Origin of the sequence: Xanthomonas sp. DAR 80977 (assembly GCF_041240605.1) — a bacterium.
GTDB lineage: Bacteria > Pseudomonadota > Gammaproteobacteria > Xanthomonadales > Xanthomonadaceae > Xanthomonas_A > Xanthomonas_A bundabergensis.
In genome coordinates this window covers 1755070-1780240 of record NZ_CP162487.1, presented here as the reverse complement: position 1 = coordinate 1780240, position 25171 = coordinate 1755070, and the positions used below count along the sequence as shown (strand labels likewise).

The window sequence follows — 25171 nt, the reverse complement described above, 5'->3', positions numbered from 1 at the left end:
GGCCACGCCGGGCGCCTGCACGAGGGCCGGAACCCACTGCTGGCCAGCGACATGGCCATCGACTGGGACAATTGCGCCAACAATCCCGATTGCCCCCCCTGCCGTCCCCTACCCCCGTGGCGCAGCAGTGGAGCCACGCAACATCAAGCTGAAATCCAGCGTCTGCTGCAGCGGCACGTCCACCCTTTCGATGATGGCGAGCAGCAGGTTGACCGCGCGGACACCGATCTCGCGCATGGGTTGCCTGACGGTCGTCAATGGCGGCGTGAGGTAACTGGACGATGCCAGGTCGTCGAAGCCGACGATGGACAGGTCGTCCGGCACGCGGATGCCAAGGTCCCGGCAGGCCGCCAGGGCGCCCAGCGCCATCTGATCGCTGAAGCAGAAGATCGCGGTCGGCGCGGGCGCACGGGCCAATAGCGCCATCGCAGCCGCATGGCCGGATTCCACGGAGAAGTCGCCCGGCACGACGGTCAGGTTGCGCACACGGCCGCGCGCCTTGCCGCAGGCCCGTGCCCCTTGCAGCCGTTGCTGGTGCAGGGGGTTGTCGGGCGGGCCGCCCACCACGGCGATCCGCTCGTGCCCCAGTCCATACAGGTGTTCCATCACCGCGCGCGCGGCGGCCGCGTTGTCGATGTGGACGCTGGGAATGCCCAGCGCCGGGTCGAACTCGCATCCGTTGACCACCGGCGCGGCGGCGCCCAGCTGCTTGACGATCGCGCGCGCCGTCGGCGGGAGGCGGTGCCCCAGCACGATCAGGCCGTCCGCCTCGTTGCGCCGGAGCATCTGCGCGTAGCGCTCCTCGCGGTCGGGCTGGTGCTGGGTATCGCCCAGCAGGACCGCGTAGCCGACAGCCTGCGCTGCATCCTCCGCGCCCTGCAGGATCTGGGCAAAGAAGGGATTGGCGATGTCCGGGACGGTGACCAGGAGCTTGCCGCTGCGCTGGGTCTTGAGCGTCCTGGCCACCGTGTTGGGGACATAGCCCAGCGCGGCGGCGGCCTGCTCGATGCGCGTGCGCGTGGCCGGCAGGACTTTTTCCGGCCGGGAGAGCGCCCGCGACACGGTGCCGGCGGTGACGCCGACGTGCTTTGCGATGTCGTAGATGGTTGTTGCCATGACCTTGCTTCTTGTTTCTGCTGTGCAGTGCACAACGGGTCTTGCGGGAAGCCCATGCTAGGATGATTCAATCGATTGCATGAGGGCGAATCACGTTGAAGACGCTCAAAGGTCCGGCACTGTTCCTGGCACAGTTCATCGCCGACACACCTCCCTTCGATCGCTTGGACACGCTGGCCGAATGGGCCGCGGGCCTGGGTTATTCTGGCGTACAAGTACCCACCAGCGCGCCCCACCTGTTCGATCTGGCCCAGGCCGCGCAGAGCCAAGCTTACTGCGACGACGTCGCCGGCATGCTGGCCGGGCATGGCCTGCAGATCACCGAGCTGTCCACCCACCTGCAGGGGCAGCTGGTCGCCGTCCACCCCGCCTACGACCACCTGTTCGACGGATTCGCCCCGCCGGACAAACGCGGCGATCCCGCCGCCCGCCAGGCCTGGGCGGTGGAGCAGCTGCTGCTGGCCGCCAAGGCCAGCAAGCGCCTGGGGCTGACGGCGCATGCCACGTTCTCCGGCGCGCTGGCCTGGCCTTACTTCTACCCCTGGCCGCAACGCCCGCCCGGGCTGGTGGAAGCAGCGTTCGCCGAACTCGGCCGCCGCTGGCGCCCCATCCTGGATGCCTTCGACGCCTGCGGCGTGGACCTGTGCTTCGAGATCCACCCGGGCGAGGACCTGCACGACGGCGCGACCTTCGAGCGCTTCCTCGATGTGGTCGACCACCACCCGCGCGCCAGGATCCTGTACGACCCCAGCCACCTGCTGCTGCAGCAGATGGACTACCTGGGCTTCATCGACCGGTATCACGCGCGCATCGGCATCTTCCACGTCAAGGACGCGGAGTATCGCGCCAGTGCGCGCAGCGGCGTCTATGGCGGTTATCAGGACTGGATCGATCGTCCGGGGCGGTTCCGCTCGCTCGGCGACGGCCAGATCGACTTCAAGGCGATCTTCTCGAAGTTCGCGCAATACGATTTCCCGGGCTGGGCGGTGCTGGAGTGGGAGTGCTGCCTGAAGCATCCGGAAGACGGCGCACGCGAGGGTGCCGCGTTCATCCGCGACCACATCATCCGCGTGACCGAACGCGCCTTCGACGACTTTGCCGACAGCGGCGCCGATCCGGAATCGCTGCGCCGCATGCTGGGGACCTGAGCCAATACCGCCTGGGAGGGCAAGCCATGACGCACACCATGTCGCGCTTGGGCGCGATGATGTTTCTGCAGTTCTTCATCTGGGGGGCATGGTTCGTGACCCTGGGCACGTACCTGGTGCAGGGCCCCATGCAGGCCAGCGCGAGCCAGGTGGCGACGGCCTTCCTCAGCCAGTCCATCGGCGCCATCCTGGCGCCATTCCTGGTCGGTCTGATCGCCGATCGCTACTTCGCGGCGCAGCGCATCCTCGCGGTGCTGCACCTCGCCGGCGCGGTGCTCATGTGGCTGGCGTCCACCGCGACGAGCTTCGGCATGTTCTTCGGCTGCGTCATGGGCTACATGCTGCTGTTCATGCCGACGCTGGCGCTGGCCAACAGCGTGGCGATGCGGCACATGCAATCGCCCGAAAAGCAGTTCCCGCCGGTGCGGGTGGCCGGCAGCGTCGGCTGGATCGTGGCGGGCGTGCTGATCGGCTGGCTGGGCTGGGAACAGGCGCACCGGCTCGAGCTGACGTTCCGGATGGCGGCGATGGCATCGCTGGCGCTGGGCCTGTATGCCTTCACCCTGCCGCACACGCCGCCGCTGGCGCGACAGCGCGACGCCGGGCTGGGGCAGATCCTGGGGCTGGACTCGCTGCGGCTGCTGAAGTCGCGCTCCTATCTGGTGTTCTTCCTTGCGTCCATCGCCATCTGCATCCCGCTGGCGTTCTACTACAACTTCACCAACCCGTATCTCAACGATCTGGGCGTGCGCGGCGCGGCCGGGCTGCAATCGCTGGGCCAGGTGTCCGAAGTGCTGCTGATGCTGGCCATGCCGTTCCTGTTCGTGCGGCTGGGGGTCAAGACGATGCTGGCGGTGGGCATGGCGGCGTGGGTGCTGCGCTACGCCATGTTCGCCTTCGGCGATGCGGGCGGCGGCTTCTCGCTGCTGGTGATCGGCATCGTGCTGCACGGCATCTGCTACGACTTCTTCTTCGTCACCGGCCAGATCTACACCGATGCGCATGCCGGCCCCGCCGCGCGCAGCAGCGCGCAGGGGTTCATCACCCTGGCCACGTACGGCGTGGGCATGTTGATCGGCACGTTCCTGTCCGGCGCGGTCGTGGAGCACTACACCACGGCGGCGGGTCCGGACTGGCAGCGGATCTGGCTGTTCCCGGCAGGCGTGGCGTTGGTGGTGCTGGTCGCCTTCCTGTTGCTGTTCCGCGACCGGCCGGCCGCCGCCGTGCCCTCCACGCACTGAGACCCCATCCGATGAGCAAGCTTGGAATCGCCATTGTCGGCACGGGCATGATCGGCGCCGTGCATCGTCGCGCGGCGCTGCTGGCCGGTGCCCAGGTGCGCGGCATCGCCGCCTCTTCCCCGCAACGCGCACGCGACGTGGCCCAGTCATGGGATGTGCCGCGCGCTTATCGCGACATCGAGGACGTGGTGGCAGATCCGCAGGTGCAGGTCGTGCACGTCTGCACGCCCAACCATCTGCACCGCGCCATGGCGCAGGCGGCGCTGGAAGCCGGCAAGCACGTGATCTGCGAAAAGCCGCTGGCCACGACGCTGGAAGACGCCCAGGCATTGGCGGCATTGGCCGCCGCGACCGGGCTGGTCGCCACGGTCCCCTTCGTCTACCGCTACCACCCGGTGGTCCGCGAGGCGCGCGCACGCATCGCGCAGGGCGAGCTGGGGCCATTGCGCCTGATCCACGGCAGCTACCTGCAGGACTGGCTGCTGGACCCCGCCAGCAACAACTGGCGCGTGGACCCGGCGCTGGGCGGCGCCTCGCGCGTGTTCGCCGACATCGGCTCGCACTGGTGCGACCTGGTGGAATGGGTCGGCGGCGAGCGTTTCGTCGAGGTCAGCGCGGCGTTCGCGACCGTGATCGCCGAGCGCGGCGCCCTCACCGGGCAGAGCTTCAGCACGCCGACGGCGGGTGGCGCGATGCAGGCGGTCTCGAGCGAGGACGTGGCCGCGGCGATGTTCAGAACCGGCGCAGGCACGCTGGCGTCGTTGACAGTCAGCCAGGTCTCGGCGGGACGCCGCAATCGCCTCTGGTTCGAGATCGACGGCGCCAGGGCCAGCGTGGCGTTCGACCAGGAGGACGCCGAACGGCTGTGGATCGGCCTGCCCGACCAGCGCGAGGAAACCTTCGTGCGCGGGCCGGGTGCCGGCAGTGCCGAACAACGCCGGCTGTCGGTGTTGCCGGCCGGGCACGCGCAGGGCTACGGCAATTGCTTCGAGGCGTTCGTCGCCGACACCTATCGCGCCATCCAAGGCGAGCGGCCGGAAGGCCTGCCCACCTTCGACGACGGGGTGCGCTCGGCGCTGATCGTCGATCGCGTCATCACATCGGCCAGAACGCGCGGCTGGACATCCATCGATTGAATCCCGGGAGGACTTCTTGATGAACACACCGACACGCAGGACCGCGACCCTCGCCCTGCTCTTCCTCGTCGCCCTGCCCGCCTTCGCACGCGACGCCGCCGGCCCGCAAAAGCCCATCGCGGTGCAGATGTACACGCTGCGCAACGCCGGCTCGCTCGACCAACAGCTGAAGATCGTCCACGACGCGGGCGTGGGCGCGGTGGAAACGGTCGGCACGCAGGACGTCAGCGCCGTGGAACTCAAGCGGCTACTGGACAAGTATTCGATCAAGGCGATCTCGTCGCACGTGCAACTGGCGGATCTGCGCAAGGACCTGGACGCCGCAGTCGCCTTCAACCGATCGATCGGCAACACCACGCTGGTAGTGCCTTACCTGGACCAGAAGGATCGGCCAACCGATGCAGCGGGCTGGACCGCATTGGGCAAGGAACTGGGCCAACTCTCGAAGCGGGTGCGGGCCAAGGGCATGCGCCTGGCCTACCACAACCACGACTTCGAGCTGGTCGACTTCGATGGCAAGACGGGCCTGGAGCTGCTGTTCGCAGCGGCCGGCCCCGATCTCGAGACCGAGTTGGACCTGGCCTGGGTTGCGCGCGCAGGCTACGACCCGGCGGTGATGCTGGGCAAGTTCAAGGGCCGCATGTTCGCGGTACACGCCAAGGACAATGCCCCGAAAGGCCAGGCCGAGGACGAGGGCGGCTTCGCCGCCGTGGGCCGCGGCGTACTGGACTGGAACGCGATCCTGCCTGCCGCGGCGGGTGCCGGCGTGCGCTGGTACATCATCGAGCACGACCGTCCGCGCGATCCGGCCACGGTCATCCAGACCGGTGCCGACTACCTGCGTGCACACCTGCCCGCCAGCCTGCCCGCCGGCACGCATCGCTAGCGCGCAAAGGAGTCCCGCTTGAAAACGATCCTGACGATGGCCGCGGCGCTGCTGGGGGCGACGCTTGCGACCACGGCGTGGTCCAAGGACGAGCCGACGGCCGGCGCGCAGCTCTACGCAACACACTGCACGGCCTGCCACGGCGCCAATCGCGCGGGCGTCCCGCCCACGTTCCCCGCGCTCACCGACGTGGGCAAGCGGCTGCAGCCCGCGCAGATCAAGGAGAAGATCAGCAAGGGCGGCGGGTTGATGCCGCCCTTTCCCCAGCTGTCGCAACAGGAGGTCGACGACCTCGCCAGCTTCCTGGCGCAATAGGATGCCGGCGCCAACTGCGCGCCGGCGCTACAGCTCGCGCACCCAGATGTTGCGGTAGCTGACCTTGGAATCGTGCTCCTGCAGGGAGATCGGCGCGCACGCATGCGGCGAGTACGAAGGCGCGCCGATGTACTCGGTCTTGCCCGACAGCACGGTGTCGTCCTGCACCAGCACGCCGTTATGGAGGACGGTGATGCGGGCGGGTGAGGTGAGCCCGCCCCCCTGCGAGAAGCGGGGCGCCTTCCAGATGATGTCGTAGGCCTGCCACTGGCCTGGCGCACGCGACGCGTTCACCAGCGGAATGGCCTGCTTGTAGATTGCGCCGGCCTGGCCATTGGCATAGGTCGGATTGTTGTAACTGTCGAGCACCTGCAGCTCGTACAGCTCCTGCAGGAAGATGCCGCTGTTGCCTCGCTGCTGGCCTTCGAACCCCCGGGTCGCGGTGGGCGTGCGCCACTCGACATGCAGTTGGATGTCGCAGAAGCGCTGCCTGGTGCGGATGCCCTTGCTCCCCGGGACCACGGTCAGCGCGCCGTCGGCGACGCTCCAGGGCACACGTCCGCCCTGCTCCGACTCCCAGGCGGAGAGATCCTTGCCGTCGAACAGCACGATCGCGTCGGAGGGCGCGCCGCCCGGGGGCGTGGCCACCATCGCGGGCACGGGTTTCCACACCTCGGTCTTCTTCGGATCGCGCGCGGGGTCGTCGCTGGCCTGCGCGAACGCAGGCGCCGCGGCCAGCAGGCAGGCCGCCATCAGGAGGGGTCTGGTCATCGTGTTCCCGGGAAAGTGGCGCATGGGCGAATCGTTGCGGTCCATCAGTTGGTCGCCCAGGCGGGCGTACCGGGCGCATAGGCCATGTCGCCGTCGTAGCGGCCCGGCACGGCGACGTAGCGCAGCACTTCGGTCGCGGCGACCTTCGAGGTGAAGAAGCTGAAGATGGCCAGCTGCTTGATCATCGTGAAGTAATGCGGCATCGCTTCCGCCATTTCGGCGGTGCCGGTATCGGTCGTTTCGACGACATGTTTCCTGGCTTCTGCATCCAGGGCGCGCAGCAGCTTGGTGCGCGCCTGCGGCGCCAGCGACACGAAGCGGCCGCCGGCGCGTTTGTCGATCTCGAGCAGGCCGGCGCGGAACGCCGCCTGCTGCCGGGCGGTGTAGCAGTCGCTGACGAATTGCGCCATGAACGGGCCGGCGCCGGCTTCCTTCGCCCCGGGCGTTGCGGTCCGCGGCAGGATGGTCTCGGCGATCTCGTCCAGCGTGCCGACATCGGCGGCGGAGAAGAGCGTCTTCGCCCCCGCGGCCGGCGCCTGTCCATGGACGAGCGCGGGCAGGCCGACCATGGCCGCGCCCGTGGCGGCGACGATCATCTTCAGCAGTTCGCGGCGTTCCATCACAGGTTCCCCGCTTTCAGTTCGCGCACCGCATGGTCCGCTGCCCGTGCGGTCAGCGCCATGTAGGTCAGCGAGGGATTCACGCAGGCGCTGGAGGTCATGCAGGCGCCGTCGGTCACGTAGACGTTCGGCGCATCCCAGACCTGGTTGTGCTGGTTCAGCACCGAGTTGCTGCGGTCGCGGCCCATGCGGGCGGTGCCCATCTCGTGGATGCCCTTGCCCGGGGCGTAGTCGTCGTCGTGCATCTGCACGTCCTTGACGCCGGCGGCCTCGAACATCTCCGCGGCATCGGCGGCCATGTCCTTGCGCATGGCCTTTTCGTTCGCGCGCAGGGACACATCCATCGCCAGCACCGGCAACCCCCATTTGTCCTTGCGCTGCGGGTCCAGGCGAATCGTATTGTCGTGGTGAGGCAGCATTTCGCCGAATCCGGTCATGCCGATGCGCCATTCGCCCGGCAGGGTCAGCGCGTCCTTCAGGTCGGCGCCGATGTTCAGCTCGGCGATCTCGCGCGACCACCCGGTGCGGCTGGCGCCGCCCTGGTAGCCGAACCCGCGCAGGTAGCCGCGCCTGTCCGCGGCGACGTTGCGGAAACGCGGAATGTAGAAGCCGCAGGGCCGACGGCCGAAGTAGTACTTGTCGTCGTAGCCCTCGACCCGGCCGGAGGCGCCGGCGCCGAAATGATGGTCCATCACGTTGTGCCCCAACTCGCCGGACGAGGAGCCCAGCCCGCCGTCCCAGACGTCGGTGGCCGAGTTCATCAGCAGCCAGGTCGAGTTGAAGGAGGATGCGTTGAGGAAGATGACGTTGGCCGTGTACTGATAGGTCTGTCCGCTCTCGGCATCGATGATCTCCACGCCCCGCGCACGCTTGCGGTCCTTGTCGTAGAGCACTTCCTTGACGATCGAGAAGGGCCGCAAGGTCAGGTTGCCCGTCTTCATGGCCGCCGGCAGCGTCGCCGACTGGGTCGAGAAATAGGCGCCGTAGGGACAGCCCAAAATGCACTTGTTGCGATACTGGCAGTTGACGCGGCCCTGCTCGACCTTGGGCTCGGTGATGTTCGCGGTGCGCGAGTGGATCAGGTGCCTGGTCCCGCCGAAGGCCTTCTTGATCCGCGCGGCCACGTCCTTTTCGACGATGTTCAACGGGATCGGCGGCAGGAACTCGCCGTCGGGCAACACGTCCAGGCCCTCGCGCGTGCCGGCGATGCCGGCGAACTTCTCCACGTAGTCGTACCAGGGCGCGATGTCGGCGTAACGGATCGGCCAATCGGTGGCGATGCCGTCCTTGAGGTTGGCCTGGAAATCCAGGTCCGACAGGCGATAGCTCTGCCGTCCCCACAGCAGCGAACGGCCGCCGACGTGATAGCCGCGGTACCAGTCGAATCGCTTGATCTCGGTGTAGGGCGATTCCTTTTCGTTGGCCCACATGCCCTGCAGGTTCTCGACCAGGCCGTAGTCGCGCTTCAACACCGGATAGTCGGCCTTCATCGCCTGGGTCGGCCGGTTGTGGTGCGGAAAATCCCACACCTCCTTCATCGCGTTGACATAGTCCTTGACGTGCTCGATGTTGCGTCCGCGTTCCAGCATCAGGACCTTGAGGCCTTTCTCGGTCAGTTCCTTCGCCGCCCAACCGCCACTGATTCCGGAGCCGACGACGATGGCGTCGTAGTGATTGTCTGCCATGGGTTCTACTTCACCTGGGTGGATAGCGTTTCAGACGTCGCAGAGGCGGATCGCCTCGCGCAGCGAGCCGACGGGATCCGGCGCCGCAGGCATGAATTCCTGCGCCAGATAGCCATCGAAACCGGTATCGCGGATCGCGCGACAGATGGCGGGATAGTGGAGTTCCTGATCGTCTCCGATCTCGTGCCGGCCAGGCACGCCCGCGGTGTGGTAATGCTTGAAGCACGCGTGATGCTTGCCGATGGTGGCGATGATGTCGCCCTCCATGATCTGCATGTGGTAGATGTCGTACAGCAGGCCGAAATGGTCCGAGCCGATCCGCCGGCACAGCTCCACGCCCCATGCCGAGTGGTCGCACAGGTAGTCGGGATGATCGACCCTGGAGTTCAGCAGTTCCATCACCAGCACGACGCCGCGCTTCTCGGCATGCCCAAGGATGCGCTTGAGTCCCGCTTCGGCGTGGGCCATGCCTTCCTGGGGGTCCATGCCGTTGCGATTGCCGGAAAAACAGATGAGGTTGCGATAGCCGGCATCGGCCACCAGGTCGATGTGCCGCGTGTAGCGCTCGACCAGCTGGTCGTGGAACTGGCTGCCGGCGAAGCCCTTGTCCAGGCCCATCTCCGCGCCGTTACACATCGCGCTGTACACGCCATTCGCCTTCAGCGTGGGCCAATCCGCCGGGCCGACCAGATCGATGGCGGCGAACCCAATGTCCTTCACCGTCTGGCAAAGCTGGGCGATCGACTGCTGCGGAAACGTCCAGCGGGCCACGGAATGCTTCAGGCTGCCCTTGCGCGGCATGGCCGCGGCAAACGCAGGCAGCATGCCCGCAGCGCCGAGGCCAAGGCTCCCGGCGACAGCAACGCGCAGCGCATCCCGCCGCGTGAACCCCGGGGCCGGCGCCGGCCCGCTCGATTGGATAGACATCCGTTTTCCGGCCTCCCAACCGGTATCAAATGCTGAGGATTCGCCGCGATTCAATCGATTGCACCATAGAGTAGGGAATCGCTTTTTTGCAAGCCGCAGTGCACTAAACCCATGCTGCAGGGCACAACGCCTGTCGCGCCAGTCGCTGCATGACGGTGATGGAATATCGGGCGACGCAGGAGATGTGCTGCTAGGTATGCAGCGGAAAGAGGGCATCCGTGAACCATGGCCCGCTACGCAGGCGAAGCATGGCGAGAACCCGGTGCAACCGTCGTTCCTCCTTGAGGCGATGGCACTGGATTGCCTGGATGATGGTTGGGGTGGCCGGTTCAACGACGAGTTTCAGGCCGGTTCGCCACGCCGGCCACGCGCATTCACGACACTCGACCCGTTCCGGCCGGGCTGGCCCCGCCCGTGAGCGACAGCATGGAACTCGGCACGAAAGACCGCGCCAAGTCGTTGCTCGAGCCGGCCGCTCGTGAAGCCACGCTGGCGATCAACCTGCCCGCGAAGGCAAGGACAGAGAGGCACTCGCCGCTTGCGGGCACGCTTCGGCCCGACATTCCCCAAGCCTGGGAAGGACGATGCCCATGACCACCCCGATCGACCGATACCGCCTGGCTTCGACCTTCGTCGGGGTACAGGACGCGAACTCGCGCTGCAGATTCGCCGCGCCGTTCAGTCGATCGATCCTCCTGGCACGCGAGGCAATGTCAACAAAGCCCACTGGATCGAGGCCTTCCGCGCTTGCTCGCCCGATCGCGACAAGGTCGAGACGGGCTTTGCGATCGAGGGCGCCGGCGGCCGCAGCGAACAGATCGAGATCATCGTCTTCGATCGACATTGCATGCCGACGTCGCTCGACCGACAGCCGCATCGCTACGCCCCCCGCCGAAGCGGCGTACGCCGTAGCCGTCCCAGCGACACTTCGACAAGAACGACTTCACAGCTGTGGGCAAGCCCCATTAAGCAAAAGAAAAGCCCCTTGAAAAGGGGCTCTTCTCGGACCTCTAGCAACACTTACCGCTGAGTGTTCGTCAGAACGGAATATCGTCGTCTGCGAAATCGTCCATCGGCGCGGCCTGCTGCGGCGCCGGCTGCTGCCGGCGCGGGGCGTAGTCCTGGCCGCCGCCGCCCTGGTTCGGGCGCTCCTGGCGCGGTGGTGCCGAGCGCTGCGGACGGTCGCCGCCGCCCATGCCGCCGCCACCGCCGCCTTCGCGGCCGCCGAGCATCTGCATCTCGTCGGCGACGATGTCGGTGGAGTACTTCTCCACGCCGTCCTGGCCGGTGTACTTGTCGTAACGGATCGAGCCTTCGACGTAGACCGAGCTGCCCTTGCGCAGGTACTCGCCGGCGATCTCGCCGAGCTTGCCGAAGAACACCACGCGGTGCCATTCGGTGCGCTCCTGCTGGTTGCCGTCCTTGTCCTTGCGCACGCTGGTGGTGGCCAGGCTGATGCGGGTGATCGCCATGCCGGCCTGGGTGTACTTGGTGTCGGGATCGTTGCCGAGGTTGCCGACGAGGATGACTTTGTTGATGCCGCGGGCCATGGAATTCTTCCGTTTCGGGATGGTGAACCCGCTCGGGCGCGGGCAGGTCGGATAGGGGTCGTCCGCGGGGGGAGCGGACGCAGACAGTGAATTATACCGGGCTCTCGACGGATATCAGCCTTCACCCGGTTCAGGCGTCGGGCTTGTCCTCGCCGGGGTGGCCTATAATCCCCGCATTCCCCCTAGTCCGACCGCATGAGCCTCGCCGAAGACCTCCGCCCCGCCCTGGGGCTGCCTCAGATCCAGGCGCTGGCCGCGCCCGACATGAGCGCCGCCGATGCCCTGATCCGCCGCCGTCTGGCCTCGGACGTGGTGCTGATCAACCAGATCGCCGAGCACATCGTCTCCGCCGGCGGCAAGCGCCTGCGGCCGATGCTGGTGATGCTGGCCGGGCGCGCCTGCGGCGGCGACGGGCCGATGCACCACCAACTGGCGGTGATCGTCGAGTTCATCCATACCTCCACCCTGCTGCACGACGACGTGGTCGACGAATCGGACCTGCGCCGCGGCCGCAGCACCGCCAACGCGCTGTGGGGCAACGCGCCCAGCGTGCTGGTCGGCGACTTCCTGTACTCGCGCAGCTTCCAGCTGATGGTCGAGCTGGACAGCATGGCGGTGATGCGGCTGCTCGCCGACACCACCAACCGCATCGCCGAGGGCGAGGTGCTGCAGCTGCTGCACGTGCACAACCCGGATACCGACGAGGCCGCCTACCTGCGCGTGATCGAGCGCAAGACCGCGGTGCTGTTCGCCGCCGGCACCCGGCTCGGGGCGATGGCCTCGGGTGCGTCCGAAGACGTGCAGCAGCGCCTGTACGACTACGGCATGCACCTGGGCTACGCGTTCCAGATCGCCGACGACGTGCTCGACTACACCGCCGATGCCGCCGACCTGGGCAAGAACCTGGGCGACGACCTGGCCGAAGGCAAGGCCACGCTGCCGCTGATCCATGCGATGGCGCACGCCGACGACGCCACCCGCCAGCGCCTGCGCCACATCGTCGAACAAGGCGATGCGGAGGCGATGCCGGAAGTGCTGGCGGCGATCCAGGCCAGCGGCGGGCTCGACTACAGCCGGCGCCGCGCCGCCGAATACGCCGCCGCCGCCGAACGCGCGCTGGACGGCCTGCCGGAAAGCGAGGCCGTGGCCGCACTGCGCGGGCTGGCCCGCTACGCGGTCGAACGCAAGCATTGATCCGGCGCGCTGTGCGCGCCGGACGGGATGTGGGAGTGGGAATTTGGGATTCGCAAAGGCGCGATCCTGCCGCTTTTGCGAATCCCCAATCCCGAATCCCTAATCCCATCGCTCTTCGAAGAAATCGTGCAGCATGCGATAGGCACGCTTCGCCGCGCGCGGGTTGTACTGGCAACCCGGCGGGCTGTTGGCGTCGGCCTCGGCGAAGCAATGCACCGCGCCGCTGAAGTTGACGAACTGCCAGTCGGCGCCGGCGCCGTTCATTTCCTGCTCGAAGGCGGCGATGTCGTCGCGGCTCACGCTCTTGTCGTCGGCGCCGTTGAGCACCAGCAGCGGCGTCCTGGCGCTGCCCGCGGCCGCCGGCGCCGGCGTGGACAGGCCGCCATGCAGGCTGACTGCGCCGGCCAGCGGCGCGCCGGCACGGACCAGTTCCAGCACGGTGCTGCCGCCGAAACAGAAGCCGACCGCGCCGATCCGCGACGCGTCCAGCGGCGCCGATCCGGCCTGCGCCTTCAGCACCTCGACCGCCTTCAGCGCACGCGCGCGCAGCGTCGGCGGATCCTTCTTCAACACACCGGCGAACTGCCCGGCCTCGGTATCGTTGGCCGGACGCTTGCCCTTGCCGTAGACGTCGGCCACCAGCACCACGTAGTCGTCGCCGGCCAGCTGCTTGGCCTTGTCGATCGCCGAGGCGTTGACCCCGCGCCAGTTCGGCACCATCACCAGGCCCGGGCGCTTATCCTTGTCTGCATCGTCGTAGACCAGCACGCCGCTGAAGCTGTCCTTGCCGACCTTCCATTCCACCGGCTTGGCCTGCATCGCGGCCCAGACCGGGGCCGCCGCCAGGCCCAACATCACCGCCGCACCCCACTGCCATCGCTTGTTCATGCGCCTGCTCCATCGGGGAAAGAACCCGCAGTGTGGCAAAAGATGGCCGCCGGCGGGTCGCGCCATCGCCGGAACGAGGGTTCAGCTTTCCAACTGCCGGCCGATAGCGCCTAGCGGCGAGGCGCCGCTTCGTCACCCCACCCACTGCACAAGGATGTACCTCCGCATGAAGGCCCTGCTGCACATCGCGCTGCTCGCTTCGACCCTGCTGCCAACCCAGTACGCACAGGCCGCCAACACCCCGCTGGACGACACTTTCACTGCCTTTGCGCGATGCGATGCCAGCTTCTTCGGCAGCCTGCACAGCAATGCCGAAGCCTGGAAGGCCTATGCTCCCCTGAGCAGCGCCAACGGCATCAGCTGGATTGCGGTCGGCAATCGCGCCGGTCTGGTCGACAATACGGTGGCCCTGCGCGGCGCGCCGACCCTGGGCGGGCTGAAAGTGGATGCCTACTTCGACAAGGCCTCGGAAATGGGCGACTTGGGCTATTACCTGTACTGGGGCTTCATCGTCGATGCGCCGCTGGAAACCAGCCTGAAACAGCTGCTGCCGCTGATCGAACACCCGGAAACGGTGCGCGCCACGCGCGGGCTGCATGCGCGCAGCGAAGTGCGGGTGGGCGACGCATGGCGTGCCACCTATGACCAGGGCGGCGTGGCCTCGGGCAAGCGCCTGCTGGAGCGCGTGCTGATCCTGGAATCCGAGGCACCGGGGAAAACCACGGTGAGCTGCTCGCTGCAGGGCGCAGTGGACGCCACCGTGCTGGAACAGCTGCGACCGGACATTCCGCGGGCGGACTACCCGCAGCCGCCCGCCACGGCGCGCATCGAAGACGTGCCCTTGCCTGCCGGCGTGCGCGATGGGCTGGACGTGCCGCTGCTGGCCCCCAGATTCACCTCGCTCAGCTACAGCTACGTCTCGACAAGGGACGGCAAGCCGGACAGCCTGCCGCCCACCGTCGTGGAAATGACGGTCGCAGATGGACTGATGAACCGCACCGAGATCTACAGCCCGCGCTTCCGCGTGCAGCGCCAGATGAAGGCCGCACTGTTCCAGCTCAAGTCGCTGATGAGTGGCGGCGATGGCCGCGTATTGCTGACCCAGTCCTTCAAGCTCGACATTCCCAAGTCATGGGAGCCCGGCGCCACGATCAGCGCCAAGGCGGTGATGACCCACGTGCCGGCACGCCGCGGCGACGAACCGTCGGAGGTGACCGTGTCGTGCCGCATCGGCGAGCGCTACCCGGCCTCGCGCGTGTTCGCTTCGCTGCAGGGCGATGCCATCGCCCTGGACTGTTCGGACGAGAAGTCGCGCAGCATCCGCGCCTTCCTCGAAGACCTGGGGATCGCGGTGACCCTGGAAGGGTCGTCCGGCAAGAGCCAGTACGCCAACACCATTTCCGACTTCAACGTCGTCCGCTGAAGGCTGCCGGGATCGGGCGGTTCACTCGATCCCGATGCCGGCAATCGCCGTGATCGCCTCCGGGTCGAAGCCGGCCAGCTCGGCGAAATGGCGGCCGCGCGCCACGTAGTCGCGGTAAGCGCCGAAACTGGGCGCGCCCGGCGACAGCAGCACCACGCCGCCTTCGGCGCCCAGCGCCGCGCGCGCCAGCGCCACCGCTTCCGGCAGGTCCGCGGCGGCATGCAGGCCGAAGCCGCCGGCCGCGGCCAGCGGCGCCAGCAGCGCGTGGATGCGCGGACCGTTGCCGCCCATGGTGACGATCTCCAGCGGCGCGCCGTGGCGCATCGCCGCGGCGAACGCCTGCCAGTCCAGGCCGCGGTCGTGGCCGCCGACCAGCAGCGCGATGCGGCGCCCGCGGAAGCACTCCAGCGCCGCCAGCGTGGCATGCGGCGTGGTGCTGATCGAATCGTTGACGTAGGCCACGCCGTCGCGCTCGCCCAGCGTCTGCAGCCGGTTCGGCAGCGGCCGGAACTGCGCCGCGGCCGGCGCCAGCGCCGCCGCGTCCAGGCCCAGCGCCTCGATCGCCGCCAGCACCGCGCACAGGTTGCCGCGATTGTGCCGGCCCGGCAGCGGCACCCGCGCACTGTCGAACACCGCCACCTCACCGCGATGCACGACATCGCCGCGCATATGCCAGCCGTCTTCGCGATTGAACCAGCGCACCTCGCTGTCGGGCAGCGACAAGGCCGCCAGCTGCGGATCGGCGGCGTTGAGCAGCGCGATGCGCGGCCGCGCCTGGGTCACCAGGGACAGCTTGTCGGCGACGTAGCGCGCCTGGCTGCCATGCCAGTCCAGATGTTCCGGGAACAGGTTCAGCACCAGCGCCAGCTGCGGCCGCGCGCCGCTGCGCGCCACCTCGCCGGTCTGGTAGCTGGACAGTTCGATCGCCCAGTAGTCCGGCGGCTGCGGCGGCGCCAGCACTTCCAGCAGCGGCAGGCCGATGTTGCCGACCAGGCCGGTGCGGTGGCCGCCGGCGCGCAGCAGGTGCGCCAGCAGCGCAGTGCTGGTGCTCTTGCCCTTGGTGCCGGTGATGCAGACGCTGCCCGGCACCACGCCGTCGGCGCCCGCGCGCTCGGCGAACCACAGCGCGGTGCCGCCGAGAAAGCGCGTGCCTTGCGCCGCGGCGGCTTGCGCCTCGGGCCGATACGGGCTGATCCCGGGCGACTTGATCACCACATCGAACGCGGCCAGCCGCTCGGCACTGGCCTCGGTTTCCACACGTAGCGCTGGATCGCCGAGCGCGACGAGTGCCGGCACTTCATCGGCCGAGCAGAACACGGTCAGCGGCTGCAGCGAATCCCCAATCCCGAATCCCGACTCCCGATCGCGCAAAGCGCGATACGCCGCCCGGCCCTCGCGGCCCCAGCCCCACAGCGCGACCCGCAACCCCTCAAGCTGCGAAATTCGCACGCACGCGTTCCCACAGCTCGGCCGGAATGCGGTGCTGCGCGTCCAGCGCCAGCAGCGGCTCCACGCGCAGGTCGCCGGCCTCCAGCTGCGGCTGGATCTCGCGGATGAAGCGCGCCACCAGCGCGTCTTCCTTCCATTCCGCGCGCGCCGCCAGCGTGGCCATCGCCGCGCGCGATTCGCGGCCCTCGCCGACGCATTCGAACGGCTTGTGGTCCTGGAATTCCAGCAGCGCATCGAAGCCCGGCGCCTGCGCCGCATCGTCGAGCAGATTGCGGCCGAAGATCCGCACCAGCCGCGTCTTCGGCATGAACGGGGCCAGCGCCAGGAACACGAAATGGCACTTCGGGCACACCCCGCACCAGCGGTGCGCCGGGCGCTCGCCGAGGATGTGGAAGTTGCGGTTGCAGCTGGAGAAATGCGCGTCGTAGTGGTCGTTCCTGGCGAACTGGCGCGCCACCGCCAGTTCCGACAGCGGACGCAGCAGCGAGTAGTAGTGCAGGTCCGCGGCCACGTAGCGCTGCACGTGCGCGCCGAATGCCTGTTCGAACGCCCAGCCCTTGGACCACTGGTGGTTGACCTCGCCGGTGCCGGCGATCTGGCTGCCGTAGCTGGCCGAATGCTCGTTGGAGAACACCACCTGGCCGGCGTCGTGCAGCAGCGCGGCGAACACCAGGATCGCCGAGTTCACCGCGGTCACCGGGATATGCCCGTTCCACGCGCCCTGCCGGTTCAGTTCGAACAGCTCCGGCGCCAGCGCGCGGCCGATGTTCAAGGTCGGCAGCGCGGTGCGCTCGGCGCAGGCGCGGATCAGCTGCGAACCGCCGATCCAGGCCACGGTCTGTTCCACCCCGGCCGCGCGCAAGGCCTCGATGCTGACCAGCGAATCCTTGCCGCCGCCGATCGCGACCAGGGCGTGCGGGCGCAGGCCCAGCGCCGCGGCGCCCTGCCCGTCCGTCGCCGTCGCCGTCGCCGGAAAGCGGATCCGCTCGCGCAGGTCCAGGCCGTTGCGGTAGGCGAACTCGCCCAGCCCGTGCAGGTACACGCTGTCCAGCAGCGCGGCGGTGTCGGCGTCGATCGCGTAGCCGTCGATGGCGATCCGCGGCGGCACCGCGGCCTTGTAGTAGCTGACCCCGGCGATCAGGTGCAGCAGGCGCAGCGCGTGCTGCACCGCCTGCGCGCGCGCCGCGTCGAGCACGAACGGCGCGCCGGGCACGGTGATCGTCTCCACCAGCTCCGGGCCCTGGTCGAAGGCATAGACCAGGCGCGCGACGCCGCTGTCGGCGTCGAATTCGCAACGCACGAAGCGGAACGTGGTGATCTGCTGTTTGTCGAAAGCGGTCATGGCATATCCGGAAGCGGGCGCACCGGCATTCGCGCCGAAGCGCGGCGGGCCGGTCGCGGTGCGCGCGGCGGCGCGAGAAGGCGGGTCTCAGGCGGCAGGCGCATCGATCACGTCCTCCCGCGGCAGCTCGCGCTGGTTGTAGGTGCTGGCCATCGCGTAGCCGTAGGCGCCGGCGTCGTCGATCAGCATCACGTCGTCCGCCGCGGTGGCGGCCGGCAGGCGGCGGCGCTTGCCGAACACGTCGCTGGACTCGCAGATCGGCCCGACCACGTCGAACACCGCATCGGCGTCGCGGTCCAGCCGGCTCAGGTTGGCCACGTCGTGCCAGGCGTCGTACAGCGCCGGGCGGATCAACGCGTTCATGCCCGCGTCCAGGCCGACGCGGCGGATGCCGTCCTTCTCGACCACCTGGGTGGCGCGGGTCAGCAGCACGCCGCATTCGGCGACCAGGTAGCGGCCCGGCTCGATCGCCAGGCGGAACGCCGGATGCACCGACTTGACCTCGGCCAGGCCCTGCGCCCACGCGTCCAGGTCGAACGGCTCGTCGTCGGCGCTGTACGGGATCGGCAGGCCGCCGCCGATGTCGATGACCTCCACGCTGCCGATGCGGCGCGCGAAGCCGGCCAGTTCGTCGCACATCCGCCGCCAGTGCTGCGCGGTCTCCACGCCGCTGCCCAGGTGCGCGTGCAGGCCGACGATGCGGATGTCCAGCGCGCGCGCGGCCTCGACGAATTCGTCCACCCGCGTCGCCGACAGGCCGAACTTGGAGGCCTTGCCGCCGGTGTTGACCTTCTCGTGGTGGCCGTCGCCATGGCCCAGGTCGATGCGCAGCCACAGGCTGCGGCCGCGGAACAGCTCCGGCCAGCGCTGCAGCAGCTCGACGTTGTCCACGGTGACGGTCACGCCCAGCGCGAACGCGGCTTCGTATTCGGCCTTCGGCGCGAAGCTGGGGGTGAACAGCACGCGCCGCGGCGACAGCTCCGGCAAGGTGTTGAACACCCGCTGCAGTTCGCCGTGCGACACGCATTCCAGGCCGAAATCCTCGGCGACCAGCGCCTCCAGGATCGCCGGGTGCGAATTGGCCTTGATCGCGTAGTAGCGCTGGTCGATCGGCGCGATCGCCTTGAGCGCGCGGGCGCGCGCGCGCAGCGTCGGCAGGTGGTAGACGTAGCGCGGCGTGCCGGCGTCGGCCAGGCGCAGCAGGTGCTCGCGCTGCGCATGCCACCACGGCGTCGACCGCGCGCGCACGCTGCCGGTGATCTCGCGCCAGCGCGGGCCGAACACCTCGGTCTCCTCTACCGGCATCGCGCCGCTGTCGATCAGCTCGGCGTGCAGGATCGGCAACAGGCCATCGGCGTCGGCCTCGTCGATGACGAAGGTCAGGTTCAGGTCGTTGGACGACTGCGAGATCATGTGCACGCGCTCCTTGCCGAACGTGGCCCACACGTCCGAGAGCTTGTGCAGCAGCGAGCGCATGCCGCGCCCGACCAGGGTGATCGCCGCGCACGGCACGATGATCTTGACCCGGCAGATCTCCGCCAGGTCGGCCGACAGCGCCGCCAGCACGTCGGTGTTGACCAGGTTCTCGCTCGGGTCCAGCGACACGGTGACGTTGGTCTCGGCCGAACCGATCAGGTCCACCGACAGGCCGTGCTTGGCGAAGCGCGCGAACACGTCGGCCAGGAAGCCGACCTGCTGCCACATGCCGATGCCTTCCATCGACACCAGCACGATGCCGTTGCGGCGGCTGATCGCCTTGACCCCGGGTACGGTGCGCGCATTGCCGTCGATGCTGGTGCCGGGCAGCTCGGGGCGCTCGGTGTCCAGGATCGCCATCGGCACGCCGCCGTCGCGGCACGGCTTGATCGAGCGCGGGTGCAGCACCTTGGCGCCGGTGGTGGCGATTTCCTGCGCCTCGTAATAGTCCAGCCGGGTCAGCAGGCGCGCGTCCGGCACTTCGCGCGGGTTGGCGCTGAACATGCCCGGCACGTCGGTCCAGATCTCCACCCGGCTGGCGCCGAGCAGCGCGCCGAAGTACGCGGCCGAGGTGTCCGAGCCGCCGCGGCCGAGGATCGCGGTGCCGCCGTCCTGGTGCCGCGAGATGAAGCCCTGGGTGATCAGCATCCGCGCCGGCTGGGCGACGAAGCGCTCGCGCCAGGCGCCGTCGGATTGCCACTGGCACGACACCGACAGGCGCTTGGACCATTCGCTCTGGTTCGGCTGCGGCGGCAGCGCGTCCAGCCACTGGCGCGCGTCCATCCAGCCGAAATCCAGGCCGCTGGCGCGCAGGTAGGCCGCGCCCAGCGTCGAGGACAGCAATTCGCCCTGGCCCAGCACCTCGGCCTGCCAGTCCAGCGTGCGGCTGGCCGCGCGCGGGTCTTCGAGCAATCCGCGCAGCGCCGCCAGGCGCTCGCCGAGCACGCTGTCCGCGTCCAGTTCCAGTTCGCCCAGGAAGTCGCGATGGCGCTGCTCCAGCGCGGCCACGCGCTGCGCGCTGTCGGCGCTGCCGTCGGCGATCGCGGTCAGCTCGTTGGTCACCCCCGACAGCGCCGACACCACCACCAGCACCCGCGCGCCGGTCTCGTCGGCGCGTTTTTTCGCCAGCTTCCCGATCGTGTCCCAGCGATGACGACGCGACACCGAGGTGCCGCCGAACTTGAGGACGATCCAACGATCGACGTGGGGGGAAGAGGACATTTCGTGTGTGGGGTCTGGTGGAGGGAAAGAGGCCCGGAACGCCGGGCGGAACCTGCGATTCTATGCCAAGCGCGGCGTCCCTGGCGCTTGCCGGGAAAGCCCGCGTGCGCCGGCGCGTCGTGCGTGCGCGCCGCGGTTGCTAAGCTGCGCGCCCCCACTTGCGAGTGCCCTGCCATGACCCTGCGCCGTTTCCTGCAACTGGATGTGTTCTCCCCGCGCCCCGGCGCCGGCAACCCGCTGGCCGTGGTGCTGGACGCGCAGGGGCTGGACGCCGCCGCCATGCAGGCGATCGCGCGCTGGACGCGGCTGCCGGAAACCACCTTCGTGGTCCCGGCCACCCAGCCCGGCGCCAGCTACGGCATCCGCATATTCAGTCCGCAGAAGGAGGTGCCTTTCGCCGGCCACCCCAGCGTCGGCACCGCGCACGCGGTGCTGCACGCCGGCGTCGCCGCGCCCAGGGACGGCCTGCTGGTGCAGGAAGGCATCGCCGGGCTGCTGCCGCTGCGGGTGGACGTGGATGCCGGCGTGCGCAGCATCGCGATCCGCACCCCGCGCGCGCAGGTGGCGGAAATCGCCGACGCCGCCGATCCGCGCCTGGCCGCCGCGCTGGCCGGCTGGACGCTGGGCGCGCAGCCGCCGGTGCGCATGGACGGCGGCCGCTGCTGGTGGCTGGTCGAAATCGCCGACGAGGCCACGCTGCGCGGCCTGGCGCCGGACTGGGAGGCGATCGCCGCGCTGGCCGAAAGCACCGCCAGCATGGGCGTGTTCGCCTATGCGCGGGCCAGCGGCCAGGCCTACGACCTGGCGGTGCGCGCATTCGTCGGCAACGGCCGCCGCTTCGAGGACGCGGCCTCGGGCGCGGCCAACGCGGTGCTCGCGGCGTGGCTGGACCATCGCGCCGCCCTGCCCGGCCGCGACGGCCGCTACGTGGTCAGCCAGGGCCGCGAGGTCGGCCACGACGCCTTGCTGACCCTGAGCGTGGACAGCGCCGGCGAGGTCTGGTCCGGCGGCCAGGTGCAGACGGTGATCGACGGATCCATCGACTGGCGCTGAGCTGCGGACCGAGCGCCGGTCCGTCTCGGCAGCGACAGGCGCCCTTGGTGGTCATTGACCGGCCGCGGCCGTCAAGGCGACCGCGGCCGGTTGTCGCGGACGCCTCACCCGAGGCGCCCAGTGCCGATCAGTCGGGCAGCACGTCCACTCGGACGCGGATGCGGTCGCCCGGAGGCTGCGCGCTGCGGGTGTGGTAATAGCGGCCGCCGTACTCGTAGGTCACGTCATAGCCGTCCACCCGGTCGTAGCTGTCGTTGCGGTAGGCGACCGGTTCGCAGACGCTGACCGAGCCGGTCTGCACCGTGGTCCGCGCATTGCTGTCGTAGATCGAGCGCCCTGCCAGGCCGCCGACCATGGTGCCGACCGCGGTGCCGACGAAGCGCCCGCTGCCGCCGCCGACGCGGCTGCCCAGCAGCGCACCGGCGATGCCGCCGACCACCGTGGCCGCGCTGCGTCCGCCATCGGTGCCGCGGTAGCCGTCGCTGCCGTTGTAGTAGCCGCCGCCGTAGCCGTTCTCCACATATCCGCCGGAGGCCGGATGTTCGTAGCAGCGCTCGGTGGTCTCGCGCGGGCCGCGCACGTGCACCAGGATCGGATCGGCGCGGACCACGCGCGCGTACTCGTAGCTGCCGCTGCTCGGGTAGCCGCGGTCGCGATAGTCGTCGTAGCGGCCGTAGTCCTGCGCAGCGGCGGAACCGACCACGCCCACGGCGAGCGCGGCGGTCAGAAGACGGGTCGAGAGCTTGTTCATGTCGAAGGTTCCAGGCGCGTGGATCGCGCAACCGCATGCTCGGTCCGCGCCGGTGAAACAAGACTGAATTGGGACCGCTCGGCGGAGACTGTTTAGCGCGGCGACAGCTGTTGCCGGAGGCGGGCGAACATCTGGCCCGGCAGGCGACGCAGCTGAAACCGCTCCCAACGCACTGCGCAAAAAAAGCCGCGCCTGCCACTGGTGCAGGCGCGGCTCGATGCGGTGTTGCGCCGCGAGCCTGGCGACACGCGCCAGGCGGCGCGCTCAGCCCAGTTCCGCTTCCAGGCTGATCGGCACCGCGCTCAGCGCCTTGGACACCGGGCAATTCTGCTTGGCGTCGTCCGCCAGCGCGCGGAACTGCGCGGCCTCGATGTTCGGGACCACGGCCTTGACCTTGAGCCGGATCTGCGACAGCTGCGGACCGCCTTCCATCGACAGGTCGACCTCGGCGCGCGTGTCCAGCGCGGTCGGCGGGAAACCCGCCTCGCTGAGCTTGGCCGACAACGCCATGGTGAAGCAGCCGGCATGCGCGGCGGCGATCAGCTCTTCCGGGTTGGTGCCCTTCTCGTCGCCGAAGCGGCTGCTGAAGGCATAGCGGGTGTTCTCCAGCAGCCCGCTCTGCGGCGTGCTCAGCTGGCCCTTGCCGGTCTTGAGATCGCCTTCCCAATGTGCGGTGGCGTGACGCGAAATGCCCATGCTGTGCTCCTGTCGGTGGATGAGGCGGGCACCATAGACCAGGATCCGTTACGGACTTGTGCGGCGCAGCGCGCGCCGTTGCCGCCGTGCGCGCTACAGTGGCGCTCCGCCATGCGCCCCGGCCGCTCCAGCGGCAGCTCCATGGGACCTCCGTGACGGCCTTCGATCCGGCGTCATGGAGAACGGCCTCATGCGCTACCGCACCCAGGACATCCGCAACCTGGCCCTGGCCGGCCACCCCGGCAGCGGCAAGACCACGCTGTTCGAAGCGTTGCTGCATGCCGGCGGCGCGCTGCAGGCGCCCGGCAGCATCGAACGCGGCAACACCGTGTCCGACCACGACCCGCTGGAACGCAGCCGTGGCCATTCGATCGACAGCGCGATCGCCGCGATCGACCGCGACGGTCTGCACCTGAACCTGATCGACACCCCCGGCTATCCGGAATTCCGCGGCGCCGCGCTGTCGGCGCTGGCGGTGGTGGAGACCGCGCTGATCGTGGTCGACGCCGCGCGCGGGATCGAGCACGGCACCCGGCGCCTGCTGCAGCGCGCCGGCGAGCGCCGGCTGTGCCGGGCGATCGTGGTCAACAAGATCGACCAGGACGGGGTGGACTGCGCAGCGCTGCTGGACCAGCTGCGCCGCGAGATCGGCAGCGAAGTGCTGCCGGTGAACCTGCCGGCCGGCGGCGCCGCGCGCGTGGTCGACTGTTTCGCCGGGCACGACGAGGACAGCGACCTGGGCCCGGTCGCCGACTGGCACCAGCGCATCATCGACCAGGTGGTGGAGATCGACGCCAGCACGATGGAGCGCTATCTGGAGCGCGGCGAGGCCGGCGTGCGCGCCGAGGAACTGCATGCGGCGTTCGAGCAGTGCCTGCGCGAGGGCCACCTGATCCCGGTGCTGTTCGTGTCCGCGCGCAGCGGGGTCGGCGTGGACGCGCTGCTGGAGGTCGCCGCGCGGCTGCTGCCCAGCCCCATCGAAGGCAATCCGCCAGCGTTCGTGGCCGCCGGCACCGACACGCCGCAACCGATTGCGCTCGCGCCCGACCCGGACGCGGCGCTGGTCGCGGATGTCTTCAAGATCGTCAACGATCCTTTCGTCGGCAAGCTCGGCGTGCTGCGCGTCTACCAGGGCACGCTGCGGCGCGAGATGCCGCTGCTGGTCGACGACGCGCGCAAGCCGGTCAAGGCCAGCCACCTGTACCGCCTGCACGGCAAGGAGCATCTGCCGGTGGAGCAGTTGCCGGCCGGCGACATCGGCGCCATCGGCAAGGTCGAGGCGGTGCATTTCGACGCGGTGCTGCACGACCACCCCGCGCCCGACGGCCTGCACCTGGCGCCGATCGATTTTCCGCGCGCCATGTTCGCCCTGGCGATCGCCCCGGCCAGCCGCGGCCAGGAACAGAAGCTCGCGCTGGCGCTGGACAAGCTCGCGCAGGAGGATCCGGCATTCCGCGTCGAACACGCGCAGGAGCTGAACGAGACGCTGATCCACGGACTGTCCGAGCTGCACCTGCGGGTGATGCTGGAACGCCTGCGCGAGCGCCACGGGGTGGAGGTCGTCACCCACCCGCCGCGCATCGCCTACCGCGAGACCATCGCCGCCAGCGCCGACGGCCACCATCGGCACAAGAAGCAGAGCGGCGGCGCCGGGCAGTTCGGCGAGGTGTTCCTGCAGGTCGCGCCGCTGCCGCGCGGTGCCGGCTTCGCCTTCGTCGACGCGGTCAAGGGCGGCGCCATTCCCGGGCAGTTCCTGCCGGCGGTGGAAAAAGGCGTGCGCCAGGTGCTGGCCAGCGGCGCGCTGGCCGGTTTCCCGCTGCAGGACCTGCAGGTCACGGTGGTGGATGGCCGCCACCATGCGGTCGACAGCAAGGAAGCGGCCTTCGTCAGCGCCGGCCGCAAGGCCTTCCTGGACGCGATCGGCAAGGCGTCGCCGCAGCTGCTGGAACCCATCGCCGCGCTGGACATCAGCGTTCCCGAGGCGCAGGCCGGCGACGTCACCGGCGCGCTCGCCGCCAAGCGCGCGCGCATCCACGGCACCGACCGGGTCGGCAGCGACGTGGTGATCCGCGCGCAGGTCCCGCTGTCGGAGCTGGACGGCTATGCGGCGGAACTGAAATCGCTGACCGCCGGACAGGGGCGTTACGCGCTGGATTTCAGCCACTACGACGCCGCACCGGCGGCGCTGCAGCAGCGCCTGGTCGCGGCGTGGCAGGGCCGCGCCGAGGAGGAATGAGCCGGCCGCGCCCGACGCTTTCCCGCCGCGAGCCGCCCCGGCGCCTC

Annotated in this window: 23 protein-coding genes; 10 read left to right on the top strand and 13 right to left on the bottom strand. The window is 69.2% G+C overall.

From position 1 onward, the window contains the following. Positions 1–108: 108 nt before the first annotated feature. Complete coding sequence (locus tag AB3X10_RS07525) at positions 109–1116, bottom strand: LacI family DNA-binding transcriptional regulator (protein WP_369980390.1); 1008 nt, start codon at positions 1114–1116, stop codon at positions 109–111. 95 nt (positions 1117–1211) lie between these two features. Between AB3X10_RS07525 and AB3X10_RS07520 the strand changes: the two genes are divergently transcribed. Genes AB3X10_RS07520 through AB3X10_RS07500 form a run of 5 tightly spaced genes read left to right on the top strand, consistent with a single transcriptional unit; the run spans position 1212 to position 5842 of the window. Next, positions 1212–2264: a sugar phosphate isomerase/epimerase family protein gene (locus AB3X10_RS07520; protein WP_369980388.1), complete on the top strand. Its 1053-nt coding sequence runs from the start codon at positions 1212–1214 to the stop codon at positions 2262–2264. Between the two features lie 26 nt (positions 2265–2290). Beyond that, a complete protein-coding gene (locus AB3X10_RS07515; RefSeq protein WP_369980386.1) occupies positions 2291–3505 on the top strand; it encodes a nucleoside permease in 1215 nt (404 codons plus the stop codon). Positions 3506–3516: 11 nt separating this feature from the next. Continuing rightward, on the top strand, positions 3517–4641 hold the full coding sequence (locus AB3X10_RS07510; protein ID WP_369980384.1) for a Gfo/Idh/MocA family protein: 1125 nt from the start codon (positions 3517–3519) through the stop codon (positions 4639–4641). A gap of 19 nt (positions 4642–4660) precedes the next feature. Continuing rightward, complete coding sequence (locus AB3X10_RS07505; RefSeq protein ID WP_369981718.1) at positions 4661–5527, top strand: sugar phosphate isomerase/epimerase family protein; 867 nt, start codon at positions 4661–4663, stop codon at positions 5525–5527. A gap of 18 nt (positions 5528–5545) precedes the next feature. Next, the gene (locus AB3X10_RS07500) at positions 5546–5842 is read left to right on the top strand and encodes a c-type cytochrome (protein ID WP_369980382.1); all 297 of its coding nucleotides are present in this window, start codon (positions 5546–5548) and stop codon (positions 5840–5842) included. A gap of 27 nt (positions 5843–5869) precedes the next feature. On the opposite strand, the gene AB3X10_RS07495 is transcribed toward AB3X10_RS07500, so the two are convergent. From AB3X10_RS07495 to AB3X10_RS07475, 5 genes are all read right to left on the bottom strand, one after another. Then, positions 5870–6613 (bottom strand): 3-keto-disaccharide hydrolase, encoded by a 744-nt coding sequence (locus AB3X10_RS07495; protein WP_369981716.1) that lies wholly within the window; start codon positions 6611–6613, stop codon positions 5870–5872. Between the two features lie 44 nt (positions 6614–6657). Next, a complete protein-coding gene (locus tag AB3X10_RS07490) occupies positions 6658–7233 on the bottom strand; it encodes a gluconate 2-dehydrogenase subunit 3 family protein (protein ID WP_369980380.1) in 576 nt (191 codons plus the stop codon). After that, complete coding sequence (locus AB3X10_RS07485; RefSeq protein ID WP_369980378.1) at positions 7233–8918, bottom strand: GMC oxidoreductase; 1686 nt, start codon at positions 8916–8918, stop codon at positions 7233–7235. Before AB3X10_RS07485 ends, AB3X10_RS07490 begins: the two co-directional genes overlap by 1 nt. 30 nt (positions 8919–8948) lie before the next feature. Further along, positions 8949–9845: a hydroxypyruvate isomerase family protein gene (locus AB3X10_RS07480; protein ID WP_369980376.1), complete on the bottom strand. Its 897-nt coding sequence runs from the start codon at positions 9843–9845 to the stop codon at positions 8949–8951. 496 nt (positions 9846–10341) lie between these two features. Next, a complete protein-coding gene (locus AB3X10_RS07475; protein ID WP_369982000.1) occupies positions 10342–10689 on the bottom strand; it encodes a hypothetical protein in 348 nt (115 codons plus the stop codon). Between AB3X10_RS07475 and AB3X10_RS07470 the strand changes: the two genes are divergently transcribed. Next, complete coding sequence (locus tag AB3X10_RS07470) at positions 10576–10875, top strand: hypothetical protein (protein WP_369981714.1); 300 nt, start codon at positions 10576–10578, stop codon at positions 10873–10875. The genes AB3X10_RS07475 and AB3X10_RS07470 overlap by 114 nt on opposite strands. Before the next feature lie 7 nt (positions 10876–10882). Here AB3X10_RS07470 and AB3X10_RS07465 read toward each other — a convergent pair whose 3' ends face one another. Beyond that, positions 10883–11395: a single-stranded DNA-binding protein gene (locus tag AB3X10_RS07465; protein ID WP_369980374.1), complete on the bottom strand. Its 513-nt coding sequence runs from the start codon at positions 11393–11395 to the stop codon at positions 10883–10885. 195 nt (positions 11396–11590) lie between these two features. On the opposite strand from AB3X10_RS07465, the gene AB3X10_RS07460 reads away from it, so the two are divergent. Further along, complete coding sequence (locus tag AB3X10_RS07460; RefSeq protein WP_369980372.1) at positions 11591–12589, top strand: polyprenyl synthetase family protein; 999 nt, start codon at positions 11591–11593, stop codon at positions 12587–12589. A gap of 99 nt (positions 12590–12688) precedes the next feature. Here the strand turns inward: AB3X10_RS07460 and AB3X10_RS07455 are convergent, their stop codons facing one another. Continuing rightward, on the bottom strand, positions 12689–13477 hold the full coding sequence (locus tag AB3X10_RS07455; RefSeq protein WP_369980370.1) for a dienelactone hydrolase family protein: 789 nt from the start codon (positions 13475–13477) through the stop codon (positions 12689–12691). Between the two features lie 166 nt (positions 13478–13643). On the opposite strand from AB3X10_RS07455, the gene AB3X10_RS07450 reads away from it, so the two are divergent. Beyond that, complete coding sequence (locus AB3X10_RS07450) at positions 13644–14900, top strand: hypothetical protein (RefSeq protein ID WP_369980368.1); 1257 nt, start codon at positions 13644–13646, stop codon at positions 14898–14900. A 21-nt stretch (positions 14901–14921) separates the two neighbouring features. Here AB3X10_RS07450 and murD read toward each other — a convergent pair whose 3' ends face one another. From murD to AB3X10_RS07435, 3 genes are all read right to left on the bottom strand, one after another. Continuing rightward, a complete protein-coding gene (gene murD, locus AB3X10_RS07445) occupies positions 14922–16349 on the bottom strand; it encodes a UDP-N-acetylmuramoyl-L-alanine--D-glutamate ligase (protein ID WP_369980366.1) in 1428 nt (475 codons plus the stop codon). Continuing rightward, positions 16330–17691: a UDP-N-acetyl-alpha-D-muramoyl-L-alanyl-L-glutamate epimerase gene (gene murL / locus AB3X10_RS07440; protein ID WP_369980363.1), complete on the bottom strand. Its 1362-nt coding sequence runs from the start codon at positions 17689–17691 to the stop codon at positions 16330–16332. Before murL ends, murD begins: the two co-directional genes overlap by 20 nt. 87 nt (positions 17692–17778) lie before the next feature. Beyond that, positions 17779–20388 carry a bifunctional aspartate kinase/diaminopimelate decarboxylase gene (locus AB3X10_RS07435; RefSeq protein WP_369980361.1) on the bottom strand — a complete coding sequence of 870 codons (2610 nt, stop codon included), beginning with the start codon at positions 20386–20388 and terminating at the stop codon, positions 17779–17781. 174 nt (positions 20389–20562) lie between these two features. Between AB3X10_RS07435 and AB3X10_RS07430 the strand changes: the two genes are divergently transcribed. After that, positions 20563–21441: a PhzF family phenazine biosynthesis protein gene (locus tag AB3X10_RS07430; RefSeq protein ID WP_369980360.1), complete on the top strand. Its 879-nt coding sequence runs from the start codon at positions 20563–20565 to the stop codon at positions 21439–21441. 127 nt (positions 21442–21568) lie between these two features. Here the strand turns inward: AB3X10_RS07430 and AB3X10_RS07425 are convergent, their stop codons facing one another. Together AB3X10_RS07425 and AB3X10_RS07420 are read right to left on the bottom strand one after the other, a co-directional pair. Then, a complete protein-coding gene (locus AB3X10_RS07425) occupies positions 21569–22192 on the bottom strand; it encodes a glycine zipper 2TM domain-containing protein (RefSeq protein ID WP_369980358.1) in 624 nt (207 codons plus the stop codon). 264 nt (positions 22193–22456) lie between these two features. Further along, positions 22457–22888, bottom strand: coding sequence for an OsmC family protein (locus AB3X10_RS07420; RefSeq protein ID WP_369980356.1), 432 nt, complete (start codon positions 22886–22888; stop codon positions 22457–22459). Positions 22889–23078: 190 nt separating this feature from the next. Here AB3X10_RS07420 and fusA point away from each other — a divergent pair, with 190 nt between their 5' ends. After that, a complete protein-coding gene (fusA, locus tag AB3X10_RS07415; protein WP_369981712.1) occupies positions 23079–25124 on the top strand; it encodes an elongation factor G in 2046 nt (681 codons plus the stop codon). Positions 25125–25171 lie beyond the last annotated feature (47 nt).